This is a genomic window from Brevibacillus sp. MER 51, assembly GCF_023714195.1.
In the GTDB taxonomy this organism is placed as follows: Bacteria; Bacillota; Bacilli; order Brevibacillales; family Brevibacillaceae; genus Brevibacillus.
Map to the genome: position 1 here is coordinate 365,554 of NZ_JAMAUS010000004.1, position 20,008 is coordinate 385,561.

A 20,008-nucleotide genomic window follows, 5' to 3' on the forward strand; every position below is an offset into this window, starting at 1 on the left:
CTGGTGTTCGGCAATGAGAATCCGTATTACACCAACCTCCGATTTCGTGTGGACTTTCTTCCGTTTGGATTGGAGCTGGATGGTATCTGGGTTGCTGGATTTAGTGAAGTGTCCGGATTGGCGGTCGAAACAGAGCTGGAGGAATACCAGGAGGGCGGCGTGAATCATTTCGTTCACAAGCTGCCGAAACGCAGCAAGTTTCCCAATCTGGTCTTCAAACGGGGGTTTGTGAGATCAAACGAGCTGTGGAGATGGTATGAGGACTTCCACTTTGGCCCGCCAGAAAAGCGCAAGCGCAAGCAAGGGGCAATCATTCTTATGGACCCAAACGGAAACGACGTGGGGGCTTGGGCATTTGAAGGGGCGTATCCGGTCAAGTGGGTTGGACCGGAGTTCCGGGCCACGCATGGAGAAGTGGCCGTCGAGACATTGGAAATCGTGCATCACGGCTTAAAATCGTATTTTTAAGCCGTATCCCGTCTGCAAGGAGCAAAAGAAACGATGATAACGATCAAGCAGCTCCCACCTTCGCGCCGTCCATCACTGCTGCCAAGAGCGTCCAACCAAGGCTTTGCACAGGGCATCATGCAAAAGTATCGGCACGGGGAAGGTCGCGATCCCGGCTACCTCGCTTTGATCCATCGTGATTTTTCGCCGAGTATCGGAGGGCAGGAAAACCATTTTCATCAGACCTTCATTCATGTGCGCATGCGTGCACAAGTTGACTCCTACCTCGGATTGAATCGCGAGAGGTTGCCGAACGGACAGGCTGGCTCACAAGGGGCAAAAGAGCGCGTGGTGATGACGCAAGCATCGGGATCAGGACGAAAAGTACGACCAGCTACTTTGATACATGAGCTTTTTCAGAAGTGGGCGTCATCCAAAATAATCGAGAAGGTATACCTGCCGCAGATCACGGTTATCTCAAATGGAAGAGATAGATATCGCAGGTCCAGCTATGTTCAATCTTCGGTTCAGCGAGGAAGCTCACTTGAAAAATGGCTCCCGCAGTGGCGGTTAAAAGAGCAGATACACCCAGCCGATTTTGCCGCGCCTCTTTTGAAAGCAATGGTTTCAGACAGCAAGGAAACGGTACGCGGAAGTTTTTGGACGCCTGGGACTCCCTATATTTCACCGGAGTTTTTGGTACACACGGTGCGAATGGGTGATCCTGGTGGACGCAGGAGCTTGCAACATGAACTTGAACGGATACGGTTCGGGGCAAGAGTAGATGCAATTTCGATTTCACGTGTCAGATCGACACTTTCTAAAACTGGCAGATTCGAACAGATTGGAGTTCGCCATTTTTGGCAATTGATTCACAGAGGGATGGATCCAACGATTGGGACGTGGTCTTTTCCAGTTTTCTTAAAAAGAGTAGAAGGACGGGCTGCGAGCTCTTTCTTGGACCGCTCGGTGTGGACGGAGAAAGCCGGAAATGACGGCAGAGATATCACAAGTCCAAGGACGATGAACGCGCATCCACGTCTACGTGTATTACAGCCGATTGTTTTCGCGAGAAGCCGTCAACATTTACAAGTAAAAAGCGAGTGGATGATAGAAACGCAGTCTGATGTTTCTTTGATCCCATTGGAACGGAAGATACTTCATAGCAATGAGCTTTCGAAGATGTTCTCGTCCTTAATGCCTCGCATGCTTCATCGAGCGGATACTGGTCGGACCAAACAGCAGGCTGTAAGGGAACGCTTTAAACAGCTGTTCCATTTGGCTCAACAGTTTTCAAAGGCAGAAAGTGATCCTGTACATTTTGCCGTACATGGTTCTGGACAGAGCTCGAAGCAGATAGACAGCTTGCGGGAACAACAGTCGAGTACTTTTTTACATTGGTTGCGTCAGCTTGTCCTAAGCCAAGAGCAACTGGCAACCATGTTGGTGTCTCGGGTTGAGCAGAACCCCCCTAGCATTCCATTACATACGTTGCAACTGCTTCCATTTGAAACAATGGCTACAAAGAATCAAAGGAATCAGCGGACATACGAGTGGCTGCAACAGCGAATCTCACAGGAAGCTGGGTTGAATCAGATTGCTAGGGAGCAGTCCGTTCGCTTGAGATCGAACCATGGGCAAACTCATTTTGGTAACAAGAATGTGATTCCAGCTGTGTCTCGTGCTTCGTATCAGCAGCTTGACATGCTACAGCGAGAGTGGAGGACGGGTTCGCCGTTACACGTTTTACACTATATGCAAGGGCTACCGTTCCCATTGCGTATAACGCGTACCACAGATAGCTCCCGAACAGTTCCGCTTCTCTCACAGTCAGTTGTCAGGAAATCGATTGCTGCTTATTCGATTCAGAGCTACCAGTCCGCCAATGATCCTGTTTTCTTTGAAAAACGAGGATGGTTGAACCAACCGTGGGTCAAGCAATATTTTGAAACTCATAACGAAATCGAGCGTGAGCCAGCAGGTACAGCAAGTGCTGCACGATTTGTAGGGAATCGCTTCGTGCCTGTCTTCCGTGTGAATCGCCAACTCTGGCAGACGCTACAGAATCGTATCGTAAGTTATACCCATCACGAGACGAACGGGAAGTCTGTGATGGAGTGGGTGCATCTTCAACAGATGGCGGTAAAACAGCTGAGAGCAAGGGAGCTCCTTGCTACTAGAACTCAAGCGCCAAGGAACCTTTTGAATGAACCGGAGAATCGATCTCTGCATCCTGTGGCAGGTACGCCTAGTAGATGGTTGATACACCTGCTGAATGTTCTAACGAAAGAGAGTACATCGGTCAGTAATCATGTCCAGCCAGCTATTTATTTTCTGCAAAATCAGCACGTTTCTCAGATGTCAAACGAGATGGTACGTCAGCTACTGTCGTTTCAGAGTGAGAGGGGCAAGCAGACAAATGTTGCTTTCCCTTTCTCCAAGAATCAAGAAAAGTTCAGCCTATTGGGACGAAAAGCGACGATTTTGATGGTACACGAGCATGTGCATAGACCATTACGGCACACCGTCTTCCTAAAAAATGAACAGAGTACAAGTCAAGCATTCGTGCATTCACATCGTCATGATCGGGAAGCCATTTTCCTCAGGTTGAACCGCTTTGGTTTTGCAACGCTTCGTGCCACAGATTGGATTGGACTTGGAGGAGCAGATCATCAGCAATTGCAAAGTACGTCTGCGAAGCCGTTTTCTACCAGCGAGGACGTCACTGACAGAAACTCATTGCGACAGCTAGCTGCTGGATGGAGTGTGGAACTAGGACTCACGATCCTCTTGCAAAAAAGCGCGAAGCTGGCAGCGATGAGCGAGTTTGCAAAGCTATCATCAACAAGTGGGTTTGCAAAGGTAGGCTCAACAAGCACAAGTAGGAAAGCTTCCCCGAGCAGTGAAAAGCAATCGAATGATCAGTCAAGGTCTCGCAAGGGCGAAAGCAATCCATTACGAGAAAGCCGTGGCTCCCACTTCTTGCAGCAGACAGCCAACTTGCGGACCAACTCCGTTGCCCTACGTGCTCGCTCCTTTCTTCAAGTCATGGAGCAAATCAGAAAAGCTATCCAAACTGATTTCCGGACGGAAACATATGTCCAAAGCCATCACCCACTCTCGACTGTTCTGAATCGTCACGATGCACAAATGGTTGTCCAGAAACAATGGGGACCATTCCATAGCCTTGTGCATGGTCAAATCGTGGGGATACCCCACAGTATCGTGCATGAGAGTGGAAACAGACGTGCAATCGAGCCACTCCAACGACAAGATCGAGTCAACAGATTGAAGCCATTTTCTCGCCACCATCCAATCAGCTCCGTTCCATTCGCGAGAGAAAAATCCATTGATTTAACCATGGACAGATTGCATTCTGGACAGTTCAGTCGCCGCAGCCGTTTTCAACAAAGCAACCAAGAGCAGATTCTGATGGTTAACCAAAAGATGCAGACGATCAAACAGCTAACTAGTGATTGGGCACAGGAGGTCGAGATTCGAGACGCTCGTCTCACTCCTCTGCAAAAACCAGGGCTATTCACGGAAAAAGTAGAACAGGCGGAAAAAAACACATCCCTAACACTTGTTCCAAAGCCAATGGTTGCAATGACGATGCTGCCTCCACTCCTGCAACGAATCCAACAAGCTCAAAGAGCGCCAGAAGAATTCGAGCTGCTTTCCCTGTCCGAAAACGCAACCCATATTCATCGACGAGGATTACGAACAGCGGACAGCCACACAAGCCCTGTGGCTACCGTTCAGTCGCCGCCGTCCATGGAGTACTTGCGAAAAAGCATTCAGCCTCAAGAAACCGCTGTGCAGCAGACGACAACACTTCCACCCCAGCGACAGGTCGACTTACACGTGCAAGAGGGGGCTGGCAATCAGAGGGCGTTGTCCCCACAAGAGGTGGATCGATTGATGGATAAAATGATGAAGGAGCTGGACAAGCGCCTCACGCAGGAGCGGCAGCGACGAGGTTTATAAGCAGGATTTGCCGTATGCTCAGACGACTATTTCTTCGGTAAAGAGAGGCAAAAGCCAATGATGGGTCAGGAGAAAAAGGCCAAAATTTTAGTGGACCGCAATGGGCAAGGTGACTTCAAGGAGAGTATTTCTGTTCTCTTTAACCCTTCGGAATACAAGGTAGATGCTTCCAATAACTACTCTTGGCAAAAGATATTGGGGCAATCTGTACCAGTCGGAATGTTTACGAGCGGTGATATCGAGACATTATCGGTCGACTTGTTTTTTGATACATACGAGGCAGGAGTGGATGTGCGTGCATTCACCAATCAGGTGCTGGGACTGATGGCCGTAGAAAAGAAAATCAGTACACCACCCCTATGCAAATTCGTCTGGGACAGCTTTCAATTCACTGGTGTTGTCGAGAAGGTTTCGCAGCGATTCACGATGTTTCTCGATCAAGGCACACCGGTACGAGCCACGCTAGGCGTCACATTTAAAGGCACGAGCGTGAAAAAGTCCGCGGACGATATCGGGGCCGCAAGAGAAAAGGTCGCACAACAGACAGTCAGCCAAGGAGATCAGCTGTACTTGATGGCGTATCGCTCGTACAATGATGCGTCGAAATGGCGAAACATTGCGAACGCCAATCGGATCGACAATCCCAGACTTCTAAAATCGGCTACTACCCTGCATGTGCCACTTGTGAGGTGACGAGGGCATGAGCGAATTGAAATTGACGACAGACCGCCATTCCTTCGATGACCTGCGCCAAACGTACAACAACTTTCATTCCCCAGCCCTGGAAATACTCGTTGGAGGGAAAAAGCTAATCAGCCAGGTAGGTGTCGCCATTACCAAAGCAACGATCAACTCTAGCTTGGAAGGCAAAGCAGATACGTTTTCGTTTTCAGTAACCAATGCTTTTGATACGGCAGCGTGGGAGTTCCGCTGGGTAGATGACTATTTGGTTCCTGGCAACGAAATTGAAATTCAGATGGGCTATGGAACCGAGCTATCCAGTCTCTTTTACGGACACATTACAGCCGTTTCGTTTGCATGCGAGGAGACGCCTACCATAACGGTAAAAGGGATGGACAAATCGTTCCTGCTTATGGTCGATAACAAGTCTACCTCCTGGAATAAAAAGAAATACAGTGATGTCGTGAAAGAGCTGGGACAAAAATACGGCTTGTCAACGCATGTGGATGATACGGTTCAGACAATCGAGACCATTACCAAGACAGTGGCCGAGACTGACTTTCAGTTTATCAATCGTCTTGCGAAAATTTGTAACTACGACTTTTTTATCGTCGGGAAGAACTTGTATTTCCGTAAGCCACTGAGCAACACGACGCCGGTCCTTACCTTGATCTGGGGAGTTTCCTTGCGCAGCTTTTCCGTCGATGTGAACATTGCTTCTCAAGCCTCCTCCTATACGGTGCGATGGGTAGAAAAGGACAAAACAACGGTGCTCCAGGAAGCGAAAGCAACGAGCGCAGATATCGGGAAGCTCGGGACCAATTCGAAGACAAGCGCTGATCTGCTACGAGCAATCGGTGATTATTTTGATAAATACGAGTCTACGAAAAAGCTGGACTCACCCGAGGAGATAAAGGCGGTCGCAAAGGCACGCCTGAATCAGCTCGCCATGAACCTTCTCGACGGCAACTGCGAGGCCATCGGTCTGCCAGAAATTCGTGCTGGCCGCTATATCACACTAGAGGGCATGGGGAAAAAGCTGAGTCAGCCATATTACATCACATCTGTTACACACACCATCGATGTGGCATCTGGCTATGTCACGATGTTTCAAGTGAAGGGAAATACGATATGAGCTTTGATCATTGGTTCTACCAGGATGAAATAACAGAAGAAGAACGGGCAAAAATCCACGGTGTCATTGTTGGGATTGTGACGAACAACGAAGACCCGGAAAAGCTCTCGCGTGTGAAGCTGAAGCTGCCTTTGGTTGATAACGAGCGGGAGACAGATTGGGTGCGAATTGCCACGCTTTTTGCAGGAAAAGATCGCGGCAGCCTGTTTATTCCGGAGGTAGGCGACGAGGTGTTGGTCGCTTTTCACTGGGGAGATGTACGCGAACCATTTGTGATCGGGATGTTATGGAATAAGGAAAACAAAGGTCCGGAAATGGCGGAGAAAAACAGCATCCGAAAAATCACGACCCGTGCAGGCCATGAAGTGATTTTCGGCGATGATCCGAATGACGGGAAGATCACAATTGCCACGAAAAAAGGACAACAGGTGGAACTGTCGGACAAGGATGAGAGTATTGTGCTCACGGAGAGCAGTGGAAACAACCAAATCGCTATTAAAGGCGGTAGCGCCAATGAAGTTACGGTGAAGAGCGGCTCAAGTACGATTACGTTGAATGCAAAAGGGCAAGTTACCATTCAGTCAGACACATCGCTGACAATCAAGTCCACCCAGTTGAATCTGGAGGCGCAGGGAGCCATGTCGATTAAAGCAGGAGCGTCCCTGAACATCAAATCTGACGGCATCGTTGCCATCAACGGTTCCGTGATCAAATTGAATTAATTCATGGGGGGATTCCATGCAGCAGCCATTCGGTGAAAAAGGATGGAAGTTCCCTATTCAGGTGGATCAGGCTACAGGCCGTATTCGCTTGTCCGACTACGAGGATGACATCGCTGAAGCGATACGCATCATTCTTTCCACAGCAAAGGGTGAGCGTGTGATGCGACCGAAATTCGGGAGCGGATTGCAAGGCTTTATGTTTGATGGCACGGATGGAACGAGCCTGGCTTTGCTCCAATCAGGCATCGCAGAAGCGATCATAATCTGGGAACCGCGTGTGCGGGATGTCCAAGTGGAGGCCAAGGTCGACAAGACTCATTCCGAAACGGTGAATGTTACGATCAGCTATACCGTACGTGCGACAAACAAAGGTTATCAGCTGTTGTATCCTGTCCATCGTCTCGATCCACATGGGTAGCGCAAGAGTCACAGTCGCGTGAAGAAAAAAAGGAAGGGAGGTGGGTAATGTGAAACCACCGTTGGTCGATCCGCGGGACATGCAGGCAGTCATCCGAAAAATGCGCGAAGTGGTGCCATTTTACACCCCGGAGTGGCGCTTCACTCCAGAAGATCCTGATGCGGGTACGGCTTTGTTTCTCCTTTTCGCAGACATGCTGATGAATAATCGTGATCGCTTGAATCAAGTGCCGGAGCGAAATTTTATCGCTTTTCTTAACATGCTTGGTGTCGGGATGGCTCAGGCAAGACCGGCAGAAACCTTTTTGGCATTTGAATTGAGTACGGGCGTGCAAAAGCCAGTGTGGATTCCGGCGGGTACAAAGGTTTCGGGGAAGTCTGCCCTTGGCGATGAAGTGGTTTTTGAAACCGATCATCCTATGCTGGCTACCCCCTCTCTCCCGACAGATTTGTTGTTTTCCAATGGCAGCCGAGACTTTTTAACAGATGTAACGTGTTGGCTTGGAACAAATGCACCGCTCCCGCTATTGGACTGCCAGGCTTTGCCTAATCACCAGGAGCATTGCTGGTATTTGGGGCACGAGGACTTGTTTTGTTTAGGGGAGAGTGCTTCGATCCAGCTCACGATGGTGTCCAATCAGGAACGCTATCTGGAATCCTTGCTGGCAGAGAAGCTGGCGAATCCGGAGCTGGTCGAGTGGACGTATCAGTCAGAGGGCGAATGGGTTTTGTTCGACAAGATCGAAGCTGATCTAAATCGGCTGCGCTTGGAAAAAAAGCAGCGGAAAAAATGGGAGCCCAGTGAAGTGCAAGGAATCGAAAACCGTTGGCTTCGCTGTAGAGTGAAGCCAGGCATGATTCGCGAGTGGATGAAAAATGGCGGGAGCCTTTCTCTGACCCACATCCAGCTGAAGACGGATTATTTGCCGACAGATGATCCGGAGGGCCTTGCACCCGACATGCTTTTCTCCAATGATGTACAGGTTTCTGGGAGTGGTTGCCTTGCGTTTGGCGAGCACCTCGCACCTTATGGCATGTTTTTTTTGTCCTGTGAAGAGGCGTTGACGAAGCCTGGAAGTACAGTTGCCCTTCGTTTTCGAATGAAGACAGTGCCCTATCCCGCTACGCACTTGTCACAGCCGGAACCGAAATGGAAATGGATCATGAAAGAGTCTTCCTTTGACCCTCCTGCGACGACACCCGTCACGGTCAGCAAGGTGGTATGGGAATACTGGAATGGCAGCGGATGGATGGTGCTTCTGTCAGGAAACGACCTTGAAAAGCTATTTGCCGGCACCGATTCGGATGAGGAGATTGTGGTTGCTTTTACATGTCCGGATGATTTACAGCCGACAACCGTGCAATCCCAGTATGGTTGTTGGATTCGTGTGAGAATTCTTCAGGTGGAAGGCTTATACGGCCCAAATCCTGTATACATGGCCCCGTGGCTGGAAGATATGCGTCTGAGCTACTCGTACCGAGAGTCGCTGCATGAGCCGGAAGCGATTCTCATACAGAACGACTTGGATTGGCAGCAACCTGTCGGTAGAGGCAATCATCAGGCCAGCTTCCAGCCGTTTTTGCCGCCCGAATGCCTGCATCCCGCCGTCTACTTTGGATTTGAGCAGCCGCCATTACAAGGACCGCTCTCTTTCTACTTTTCTTTTCTACCAATGGAAAAATCCCCAGGGGATGCTCCGGTTGTGCAATGGGAATACAAGCGCGGAGATACAGGAGCGACGACTTGGGCCAAGCTGCAAACGATTGATCAGACCGCTGGTTTTACGGAAAGTGGTACCGTACGTTTCGCTGGTCCTTTTGATATGGAAAAAAGCAAAATGTTTGAACGGGAGCGTTATTGGATTCGCGCCGTCAACGTAGACAATCGTCTTGGAGGAGGCACTTCGAATGCAAGACATCCCGTGCTAAGCGGCTTTTATCCGAATACGATACGAGCCATTCAACAGGAGACGATTCGCAATGAAATGGCAGAGCGGATAGCAGAGGGACCACAAGCCGAGTACAGACTGATCCGACATCCCGTCATGGGCGAAGAGGTATGGGTAGATGAGACAGGCTTCTTTTTGCCGAGTGAACGAAAGAGCTGGCTGGAGTATCCAGAAAATCGGGTGGAGCTTCTCTATGATTCTGAAGGGAACGAGCAAAAATGCTGGGTTCTGTGGAAGCGAGTAGAGCATCTGCACGATTCTGGCCCGGATGATCGCCATTACTGCTTGGAGAGTGCTAGCGGAAAAATTTTGTTTGGCGATGGCCGACACGGTAGGGAGCTTCCACAAACCGGACTCGGTTCCGTAAGGGTGACGTATAAGGTCGGAGGGGGAACAGCAGGGAATCTGCCTGCTGGGCAGTTGAATCAACTGGAACAATCAATTCCGTTTGTCCAAGCTGTCAGCAATCCGGTGCCTGCGATTGGGGGAAGTAATCGGGAATTGCTGACGGAAGCCTTGCAGCGCGGTCCTCAGACAATCAAGCATCGTTATCGAGCGGTGACGAGTGAAGATTTCGAATGGCTCGTCCGCGAAGCGCATCCGGGGATAGTCAAAGTGAAGTGTTTGCCGAATCGGAACAGCCGACTGCAAAAAGAAGCAGGACATGTCACTGTGATCGTATTGCCCGCAGTGGGAAGCTTCGGGACACCATTTTTGGAGCTCCGGCGTTCTGTCACGAACTACTTGCTTACACATGCGGCAGCGACAATAGCCTCTCCCGAACGGATTCATGTCAGGGAGCCTGTCTACTTGGAAATTGCGGTGACGGCAGAGCTGGCAGTGGGGGCTTTGGAGGAAATCGTTGAGGTGGAGCTGGAGACACTCGGCAAGCTCGCGAGATTCCTTGACCCGATTTCGGGAAATCTGCATGGTGGGGGCTGGGAAATAGGCCAACGTGTACACCCTTCGCTCTTGTTTGCCTTGTTGAAATCCGTAAAGGGCGTCCGCTTTGTGGATCATTTGACCTTGGCTGTATTTCGAACAGAAAATGGGCACCGAAAAGAAATACTCGCTTCTGAATACGAAACGATTGTACATGGGATCGTCACAGAGGGAGCACATCGAATCAGCGTCCGCGTTCACGAAGGCTAGGCTTTCTTCCCACCTAAACATTGAAAAAGGAAGTGTGCACTATGCTTCCATCCAAGAATCTGGATGATCGCCACTTTGAAGAGATCGTCGAACAAGCAAAAAACGCGATCCCCAAGCTGCAGCCAGAGTGGGGGGATCACCGTCATCACGATCCCGGCATTACGCTTTTGGAGATGTTCGCGTGGTTGATGGAAATGCAGCAATATTATCTCAACCGGATAACCGAAAAGAACGAACGCAAATTTTTGCAGCTTATGGGTGTACACCCAAAGAACCAGTCATGTGCAATGACAGATGTAACGTTTTTCGACGTGTCAGAAGAAGCGATCCTTCCGGAGAAGACGAGATTGTTCGCGGGGAATCTTCCTTTCGAGACGGAACATTCGCTTGTTCTGGTACCGGCCAGCCTGGAGCGAGTGCTGGTTCATACAGAAAGCGGGACGGCGGATGTGAGTTCATCCAATGCGCATAACGGTGTTTCCTACTACGCATTTGGCCAGGAACCGAAGACAGGAAACAAGATTTACTTGGGCTTTGATCGACCGCTGCCAGTGGGGAAAGCAGTCTCCATCGGATTGCGCCTGTTTGAGGACTATCCTGTCCCAATTGCCCCGCTTACGCCCACATCGCTTTTCGTTCCATCGGCCAGCCTCGAGTGGGAGTACTACGGACAGAACGAACGAACGCAGGAAATGGGGTGGAGTCCGTTGCCACCAATCTCGGATGAAACGATGAATCTCTCCTTCTCGGGACGAGTCCTGATCGAGCTGGAAGGAACAATGAAGCCGCTCATGCTTTACCCTGCCAATGATCGGCCGCGTTTTTGGCTCTGTGCGACATTGCGTGCAGGTCGATTCGAATTGGCTCCTCGCATGGAGAAAATCGAGCTGAACACCGTGAGTGTCATCCAACGAGAAACCTTCAGTCAAGCGTGGGAGTTCGATGGAACGGGGGAATCGGATCAGACGATCGTCCTTTCCAGTTCGCTATCGTACGACGGCACTGTGGAGGTTCAATACAAAAAGGGGCAACATTGGCAAAGTGGATGGAATCAAGATGAACCAGACCAAGCCGATACAGGCGTATTTTCGTTTCGTGTTTCGCGTGACCCAGAACAGGGCACAACGATGATTCGATTTGGAAGTGCAACGCCAGAAGGTCGCAAAAATATTCGGGTCATCGCTTATCGGAGTGACTTTGCAGGGCAGCGGTTCATTGGAGAAAGCAGTGGATTGCCACATCAAGTGTTTCGGCTGAATGTCCAATCGATCTTGCCGGAAACGTTTGTCATTCAGGTGGCGCGTCAGGATGAAGGCAGTCCGTTTCCCGTCTGGGAAGACTGGTCGCTGGTCACTGATTTTGACCGATCAGGACCACAGGACCGCCATTTTATGCTGATTGATGCAGACGGGGCAGAAATTGCGTTTGGCAACAATGAGCACGGAGCCATTCCCGAAAGACTGGAAGGCATGGCGGGTATTCGGATCATATCGTGTCAGACAGGCCAAGGTGCGAAGGGGAATGTGCAAGGAGGGCAAATTACCCGATTCCTGCCACTCGCCCGGCAGCGAACCACTGCGCAGGTGACGAATCCCCGTCCAGCCTGTGGGGGAAGCGAACGGGAAACGATTGATGAAGCCAAGCGCAGGATGAGGACGGAATGGAAAAAACCGCAGCGGGCCGTTACAGCAGAAGATTATGAGGCCATCGCGCTATCGACTCCCGGATTGCGAGTGGCCCGGGCGAAGGCAATCCCCCTGTACAAAGTAGGGGAAATGGGAGCTTCCGAGCAAAATGCAGCCGCTCAAATGACCGTCGTCATCGTCCCATTCAGCGATCAGCCGACACCATTGCCAAGTGAAGGCTTCCTTAGGACCGTTCGCCACCAATTGGAACAGCGAAGGCTCCTGACAACAGAAGTCCATGTGGCTGCTCCTGCCTATATCAAAGTGACCGTTTTTGCGACAATCATGGTGGAGCCTGCATTTGCGGACAAAAAGCAGATGGTGCTACAAGCATTACAGCGATATTTGACACCTTTGGATCTGCACAATCCTTCGACTCACCAAGGAAAAGGATGGGAGTTTGGCCGACCTGTTTATAAAAGTGATCTCTACGAGGTGTTAAACCAGATCGAGGGTGTGCTGTACGTGACGGATTTGTGGGTTTCCGCAGAGGGCACAGGCATCGTCAGGGACGAAGGGGGCGATATTGAGATTCCGCGCCATGCGCTGGTGTACTCAGGAGAGCATGTTCTGGAGCTCGTTTTGGATAGAGAAAGATAGACGTGAACAAACGGAGGAGTGGGCGTGGATACAATGAATCGTTTCTTTTCCCTGAACAATCCGTCCGATTGGCAGCGGGGGGCCTGGTATAACCTTCACGTCTCCAACGAGGGGATCGCGCTGAATAAATCGCCCGAATATGTGATCGATCATGTGCATCAGGCTGGGACGACACATCACTCTCGACTCTTGGATTTTGCCATGGCACGCGTTGGTTCGTTGCTTTGGCTGGATGAAAGCGGGCAGATCACGCATTACGATGACAGCAACAACTTCAAGGAGACGGTGTTTCGGGCTGGACGCGGGTTGTTTTCCAGAGATTCGTTTCTCGTCGCTGACGATGAATACGTGTACATCATCGACCCCGAGGCGAGGCGAAAAGTCGGAGCGTATTCCATAGCCAATGGCCAGTGCGTTTGGAACTGGGAAGAGGGGGAGGAACCGCGGCTTTTTCCTTTGGATGCAGGGCTGGATGGAGAAGGACGTCTTTACATCGCGACACCTGTGGTGGTAGATGGGGACAATGCACGGAAGGAAATCGCAGCGGGAACACAAGTCATCGTCCTTCGGCTGAATCGGGCAGGCAAAGTGGACGCTACATACGTGCATGAGGAATTGAAAGTAACAGAGACATCTGCACTCCGTGAGATCAGGCGAAGAAGGTTGTTTCGTCTGTCTGTTGCCGGAACGGGCATGGCCTATCTATTTTTGGCACAGACGAATCAAGTGTTTCGGTTCTCTTCGGAAGGCGCCGATGTGTGCACTCTGGCGATTCCGTCAGGCACCAAGCCCGCGGGATTTGCAGTGGGTCCAGGTCCCATCCTCTATGTGGGTGATAGTCGTTCCATCGATTCGGCCCATGATCATACCCGATTCATTTTGCGTTTTCAACCTACGGGAGAAGCACTTGCGCCATTGACCAATTACCACGGTCGAGCAGACAAGCTTGTTTTTGATCACCAGCAACGATTGTACGTTTGGGATGCGCAGAAAAATGTTCTGACTATGATGAGGCTCGTCTCGCGGACGTCCAACCTGGATGCGACGGGAATACCGATGGGCATCTACTTCTCTCGTGCATTGGATAGCACGGAATTTGAAACGGTGTGGCATAAATTCACGCTGGAAGCAGACATACCGGAAGAAACGCAGTTACTCATCTCGACGTTTTCTTCTGATCGAAAAGAGCAGGTGATTGATGGAGCCGTACGCAATCTGGATGATTTTTTGCTGGAACCCGGCATGGACTGGAAAACCAAGCTGCAACGGACGGCTAATCTATGGTCAGAGCCGGTAATCAACGCTTCAGATGCGCTGTTTCATTCCGCACAAGGCCGCTATTTATGGCTCAAAATCGAATGGCTCGGTACTGACCGCCACTCGCCGCTCCTCAGGCAAATGCGGATTTACTCGCCGCGCGACACATTTTTGCGTTATCTGCCAGCGACTTATCAAAGTGAACCTGCCAGTGCTGATTTTTTGGAGCGCTTCCTCTCCCTTTTCGGGACGTTTTACTTGGAGCTGGAGGAACAGATTGATACCATCTCACGTTTGTTCGATCCTGATACGACACCTGGAGAGTTCGTCCCTTGGCTCGCTTCCTGGTTAGGGATGGGCAGGGAAGAGCATTGGACAGAGGCACAGCGCCGAGAGCTGATTCGTCGCGCACCGGAGCTGTACGCAGAGCGGGGTACTCGTGCGGGATTGGAAAAGATGGTACAGCTGTATACCGGGGAGCGCCCGATGATCGTTGAGTATTTTCAAATCAGGGACATGAAGGCGATTCCGGAGCTGCACGAGCTAATCTCTTCCTTGTACATGGATCATCCGTATCAATTTTGCCTGATCGTTTCGCAGGAATGCGCGAAAACAGAGCGAGAGCAGTCGGTTCTGCAAAAGATTTTGGAAGATCAAAAGCCTGCTTTTACAGAGGCGAAGCTCATCGTTCTGCGACCGGGCATCTACGCCGACCTCCATAGCTACGTAGGAATTAATTCTTATTTGACGGAGCCGTCGTTCCTTACGCTTGATCAAAATTTATCCATGCCGTACAACACGGTGCTAAGCGGAAAGGACCGCAGCAGACGAATCGATTATGACACGAGGATTGGCCTGGATGCAGAGCTGGAGTAAGAAGCCGAGATTTTTACGCAAAGTGGGGTGTTCGAGATGAAGAATCTGCGTTATTTTCCACATGAACGGAATGTGTATTTCAAAGGGAAGCTGTTGACCGTCAGAGATTTCGAATCAGAACAGCGCTATTTTAATGACAAACGTCGACTCACCAATCGGTTGCTTCACGGGGGTGGAGTGGTATGCGGTTTGCAGGTGATCGCTGTGGACGAAAAGCAGATTTCGGTCGAAGCTGGAGTCGCTCTCGATTATCTCGGGAGGGAAATCGTGCTCCCTGAGCCTGTGAAGCTGAAGCTGTCCATGATGGAAGGCTTTAGCAACAACGATTACGCGAAAAATGTGTACGTCTGCTTGGCCTATGATGAAAAAGGCAAAGAACAGGTCTTCTCCGTCTCCGAAACCGTCGAGCAGGAAATGGCTGAATACAACCGGGTGGCAGAAGGATACCGGCTTTTTATCAAAGAGGAGGCACCACATCCCGCTTCCATCGAAGGGGTGCAACTGGTAGAGCAAAGAATGCTCCTCTATGCAGATCAACAGGTGCGCATTTGGCAGGCAACTCCGCGATACGTCAATCCGGGTGAAGTATTTACCTTGCAGTTGCACATCGAGAAGACGGTACAAACCTCACGCGTGCAATTCCACTACAAGCTGGATGCGGCAGGGCTGACAGTCTTGGAAAGCAGCGACGGTAGCGTATCCTTCTTAGAGCCTGTTGACGCGAAAGAGACGGATTACGTCATCTCCATTCCGATCAAGGCTGGCAGGGATCGCGGTACGGTGGAGCTGACAGTGCTGGGTGGCAAGGCAGAGGTTCGACTCGGCGATCGCTTGGTGCATACCGATCTCGTCTCTGTAGGGAAAATTGAAATCACGACAGACGATCTGGTAGAGCGGCTTGTGTCCGATTACTACAATCGCAAGCTAGATCAGGTGACACAGGCAAACGAACAGCCTTTTCTTTATTTGGCAAAAGTATGCTTGCTGCAAATGAATGCGACCTATGTCATTGAGAAGATCGTTCCTGTTCCGTTTGGGGAGTACGTGTATACGCCAACGCTTTTGCAAAAGCTTGCGTTGCGTGTACAGAAGGGAAAGCCAGTCGAGCAAGGGTCCCCTGGGGATTCCTTCCAGGTGACCACGCGTGTGAAAGAAATCGCGGCAGGCGATAAGCCGCAGTTCGATGTGAGCTACGATCATCTGGCGTCTGTCTACCAGTTTGAGCTTGGACTGCCCCGACCAGGAAAGACTAATGAACAAGTAGCAACTGGCGTGGTAGAAATACCGATTGAGCCATACTCCTCCAACTGGCCGTTTGGAGTCAAGATTGGCAATCGTTATTTTTCTGAGGAGCTCAAGCATTCTCTCGGAAAAGGTAACGTGTATGTCGGTGCAGGAATCGAGGATTTTCATGCAGATGTGATCGATGAGTTGCTTTCCCAGCATGAGCAAGTGATGTACGGGCATAGCAGTGTTTTTGATGATTCGGAGTATGCGACAGATGCAGCGCATTTTGCCGTGGGGGTTATCGTTTATCCGCAGAAAGGAACGTTTCGGATCGGCGTCCAGGTGAAGGGACCTGTTCAGACAGATCGGGCAAGGATCAGATGGTGGGCGATCAAACCGCTGATAGCTGGGACAGAGGATGAGGTGTATCAAGATTCGCAAGAGTAGCAAGGTTTGCTTCATTTTGTATTTATGCTACACTTTCTTAATGTAAGTACATATCAGCGTAAGACGGGAGGAGATCCAATGGCAACACATATCACAGATCATTCCGTTTTGAACAACGGGGTGAAGATGCCCTGGCTGGGTCTGGGTGTCTGGAAGGCAAAAGACGGAAACGAAACGTTGGCCGTCCGATCCGCGATTGAAGCGGGTTATCGCAGTATAGACACGGCAGCTATCTACGGCAACGAAGCAGGCGTAGGCGAAGGAATCCGTCAAGCCGGGATTGATCGCGATCAATTGTTCATCACGACCAAGGTATGGAATGCGGATCAAGGCTACGAGTCAACGCTGAAGGCTTTTGATGAAAGTATGAAAAAATTGGGTACCGATACGCTGGATTTGTACCTGATTCACTGGCCCGTAAAAGACAAGTATGTCGATACATGGAGGGCCTTGGAAAAGCTGTACCGCGATGGATATGTACGTGCGATTGGCGTCAGTAATTTTCATAGCCACCACCTCGAGGATTTGCGCCAACATAGCGAGATCATTCCGGTTGTCAACCAAGTCGAGTATCATCCATTGCTTACCCAAAAAGAATTGCATGCGTATTGCAAAGAGCATCACATTCAACTAGAGGCATGGAGCCCGTTGATGCAAGGAAATCTCGATCATCCTCTCTTGGTGGAATTGGGACAAAAATATGGCAAGTCTCCTGCACAAATTGTGCTTCGCTGGGATTTGGAAAACCAAGTGGTAACGATTCCGAAGTCGATCACACCTGAGCGGATTCGCCAGAACGCAGATGTTTTTGACTTCTCCCTCAGTGCAGAGGATGTAGAAAAAATCACTGCCCTAAACGAAAACAAGCGTTTTGGGCCAGACCCGGATCATTTTGATTTTTAAAAGGACAATCACACACAGAAAAAGGGGGGCCCGCGTCAGAACGGCTCCCCTTTTTCTTATACATGCCTTCGATAAGCACATATGCTGTTGTACATTGATTTGTCGGCAAGCTTCAGGAACAGGGTAATGTCGGGGTGGAGATTGGCTTCAATAATCCACACGCGGCCACTTGCGTCAATCCCCATATCCAGTCCGAAGACCTTCTGGCTCGTGTAATAGCGTGCCAAACGTTTGGCAGCGAGTATGGCGATTCTTCGCAGGCGAGCAATGATCGTGGAGGTAGAAGCACCGCGAATCGATGAGCGTTGAATAGCTGAACGGATCGGCAGCACCCGTCCCTTGCTTCTTTTGACATTGGTGATAATATAGCCTCTGCCTGCTACTTTTGCAAGGATTCCGGTAACGGCCCAGGGAGAGCCTGATCTTTTTTGGACCATCACTCTTACATCGAACAAGGCACCATTGACGCGTGCCAGTGAGATACCGCGCTGAATCAGATAAGAGGTCGTTATTTTTCTGCGCAAATACCTGTAAGTCTCCAATTTGCCACGCAACGTGTGGTGTGCAGGTCCACGTTGCACGCGGTAACGGCCCTTGGCTTTCCGGGTGATGAGCATGACGCCAGCACCACCACTTCCTGTTGCTGGTTTGACGATCACCTTTTTGTATTGATCCAGAAATGCATACAAAGACTGTTTAGAAAAACGAGCTGTCCGGGGTAAGGCCGAGCCAAGCGCAGAACTTGCTCGGAGCAGGTTATGCTTGGTCAGTTTTGATTTGCTCTTTTTGCCCAAGAAGGTCATTCCCCCAATCGAGAATGGAAACGTAGCTATTTTGCTGTCAGTGTATGTCCTATCTGGTTTCCGCGTCTGTGGGAATGACCTCGTAAATAGAAAATAGGTAGGGGAGCCTTTGGATTCGCTCTTTACTATGCTTTATTTTTTCGTATACTGAAAAGTAGCATATTCGTTTCATCAGATGAAACGATCGGAACAAAGTAGGAAGCAGGTGTCAAACACTTATGGAAGAAGAACAAAAAGCAAACGTTCGAGCAGTCGATCGGGCTTTGGATATCCTGCTCTGTTTTACGGACGCAACGGATCTGGGCCTGAGCGAGATAGCGAGTCGACTCTCCTTGCATAAAAGTACCGTGCATCGTTTGCTGGCAACGCTGGAGAACAAAGGGTTTCTGATACGAGATGTCCAGACGGAGAAGTATCGACTTGGGTTTCGCGTTTGGGAGTTATCCGCCAACTTGTCGCAAAACGATGATCCAGCGACATTGCTGCTGCCGGAAATGGAGCGATTGCGGGATTTGGTGGAGGAAACGATCAGTTTGTACGTGCGGGATGGAAACGAGCGGATACGCGTACAGGCAGTCCAAAGCAAGCAGCCGATTCGCAGGGTGGCGCCAATCGGAGCGCGTATGCCACTTGCGGTGGGGGCATCCAGCAAGGTACTCGTTGCTTACGCGGAGCCTTTCATTTTGCAGGAAGTCATCAGCGATCCGAATTGGCCTGACTATGTGAACAAGGAGTCTTTCATTGAGCAATTGGATCAAATCAGGAAGCAAGGCTTCGCGACTAGCGTAGAGGAACGGGAGCTGGGGACAGCAGCCGTAGCCGTCCCGATATTCAACCGCAACGGACAATTGGTAGCGTCAATAGCGGCGTCGGGTCCTTCCAACCGCCTGACTCCTGAAAAAATGAGCCAATATGCTCCTTACATCATGGAAGCAGCCTATCGGATGGGGAAAATGATGAAATAACGAAGAAGCCAGCACACCGCCATGGAGGTGCTGGTTTTTTGTTACTCGAATAAAAAACTTTACTTAAGTTAATTTATATACTATTATAAACGAAAATGGAAATATGGAAAAAGGAGTACAAGATGGCAGAAGCATTATCACTACGTGAGAAAAAGAAAGCAAAAACCAAATTCGCCCTTCTGGACGCTGCCTTGGAGCTGATAGGAGACGGGAGCTTCCGCAATGTACTGGTGGATGACATTTGCGAACGAGCAGAGGTGTCGAAGGTTACATTCTTTAAATTTTTCCCGCAAAAAGAAGAGCTCTTGATTTATTACATGAGCATATGGCAGGCAGAGTGCTTTGTTGAGTTGCGGAGTACTGACAAGAGAGGCTGGGAAGCTGTTCGGCATATTTTTGCCAAGGTTACGCGCGATAGCGAGAAGCAGCCTGGGGTCATGCTTAGCCTTATCAGCTTTTTAGCCGAGCAAAAAATGCACCCGTGTGTCCCGCTTTTATCTGATGCAGAATTGTACTTGCGCTTCCCCGAGGAAGAGGAGAGAGAAGCCATTAGAGCAACTGATCTTCATCAAATGTTGCAAAAGTGCGTGCAAGAAGCAGCCGAGGATGGTCAACTCGCCCTTCACCTGCCGGAGAGGGAAGCCGTTATTCTGCTATTCTCGATATTTTACGGAGCCTATCTGACGGCACATTTGTTTCATGTGTCTGATTATATGGCGTGTTATGAGCTGCACCTCAAATCATTGATAAGGTAG

General features: G+C 50.2%; 14 protein-coding genes. 13 read left to right on the forward strand and 1 reads right to left on the reverse strand.

The window, feature by feature from the left end; translation table 11 throughout:
* The first annotated feature begins 3 nt into the window (after positions 1-3).
* From M3630_RS11425 to M3630_RS11475, 11 genes are all read left to right on the forward strand, one after another.
* Complete coding sequence (locus M3630_RS11425) at positions 4-468, forward strand: phage tail protein (RefSeq protein ID WP_251252181.1); 465 nt, start codon at positions 4-6, stop codon at positions 466-468.
* Between the two features lie 33 nt (positions 469-501).
* Complete coding sequence (locus M3630_RS31340; RefSeq protein WP_251252182.1) at positions 502-4,434, forward strand: hypothetical protein; 3,933 nt, start codon at positions 502-504, stop codon at positions 4,432-4,434.
* 57 nt (positions 4,435-4,491) lie between these two features.
* A complete protein-coding gene (locus M3630_RS11435; RefSeq protein WP_251252183.1) occupies positions 4,492-5,127 on the forward strand; it encodes a CIS tube protein in 636 nt (211 codons plus the stop codon).
* A gap of 7 nt (positions 5,128-5,134) precedes the next feature.
* On the forward strand, positions 5,135-6,250 hold the full coding sequence (locus M3630_RS11440; protein WP_251252184.1) for a phage late control D family protein: 1,116 nt from the start codon (positions 5,135-5,137) through the stop codon (positions 6,248-6,250).
* Positions 6,247-6,972 (forward strand): phage baseplate assembly protein V, encoded by a 726-nt coding sequence (locus M3630_RS11445; protein WP_251252185.1) that lies wholly within the window; start codon positions 6,247-6,249, stop codon positions 6,970-6,972. Before M3630_RS11440 ends, M3630_RS11445 begins: the two co-directional genes overlap by 4 nt.
* A gap of 16 nt (positions 6,973-6,988) precedes the next feature.
* Complete coding sequence (locus M3630_RS11450; RefSeq protein WP_251252186.1) at positions 6,989-7,390, forward strand: GPW/gp25 family protein; 402 nt, start codon at positions 6,989-6,991, stop codon at positions 7,388-7,390.
* A gap of 49 nt (positions 7,391-7,439) precedes the next feature.
* Positions 7,440-10,490 (forward strand): putative baseplate assembly protein, encoded by a 3,051-nt coding sequence (locus M3630_RS11455; RefSeq protein ID WP_251252187.1) that lies wholly within the window; start codon positions 7,440-7,442, stop codon positions 10,488-10,490.
* Between the two features lie 41 nt (positions 10,491-10,531).
* Positions 10,532-12,775 (forward strand): putative baseplate assembly protein, encoded by a 2,244-nt coding sequence (locus M3630_RS11460; protein WP_251252188.1) that lies wholly within the window; start codon positions 10,532-10,534, stop codon positions 12,773-12,775.
* A 33-nt stretch (positions 12,776-12,808) separates the two neighbouring features.
* Positions 12,809-14,908, forward strand: coding sequence for a phage tail protein (locus tag M3630_RS11465; protein ID WP_251252236.1), 2,100 nt, complete (start codon positions 12,809-12,811; stop codon positions 14,906-14,908).
* Positions 14,909-14,944: 36 nt separating this feature from the next.
* Positions 14,945-16,582 (forward strand): hypothetical protein, encoded by a 1,638-nt coding sequence (locus M3630_RS11470; protein ID WP_251252189.1) that lies wholly within the window; start codon positions 14,945-14,947, stop codon positions 16,580-16,582.
* 78 nt (positions 16,583-16,660) lie between these two features.
* Positions 16,661-17,485, forward strand: a complete 825-nt coding sequence (locus M3630_RS11475; RefSeq protein ID WP_232773831.1) for an aldo/keto reductase — start codon at positions 16,661-16,663, stop codon at positions 17,483-17,485.
* A gap of 56 nt (positions 17,486-17,541) precedes the next feature.
* On the opposite strand, the gene M3630_RS11480 is transcribed toward M3630_RS11475, so the two are convergent.
* The gene (locus tag M3630_RS11480) at positions 17,542-18,279 is read right to left on the reverse strand and encodes a YheC/YheD family protein (protein ID WP_251252190.1); all 738 of its coding nucleotides are present in this window, start codon (positions 18,277-18,279) and stop codon (positions 17,542-17,544) included.
* A gap of 227 nt (positions 18,280-18,506) precedes the next feature.
* On the opposite strand from M3630_RS11480, the gene M3630_RS11485 reads away from it, so the two are divergent.
* Both M3630_RS11485 and M3630_RS11490 read left to right on the forward strand, forming a co-directional pair.
* The gene (locus tag M3630_RS11485) at positions 18,507-19,253 is read left to right on the forward strand and encodes an IclR family transcriptional regulator (RefSeq protein WP_047071855.1); all 747 of its coding nucleotides are present in this window, start codon (positions 18,507-18,509) and stop codon (positions 19,251-19,253) included.
* 122 nt (positions 19,254-19,375) lie between these two features.
* Positions 19,376-20,008, forward strand: coding sequence for a TetR/AcrR family transcriptional regulator (locus M3630_RS11490; RefSeq protein WP_173610977.1), 633 nt, complete (start codon positions 19,376-19,378; stop codon positions 20,006-20,008).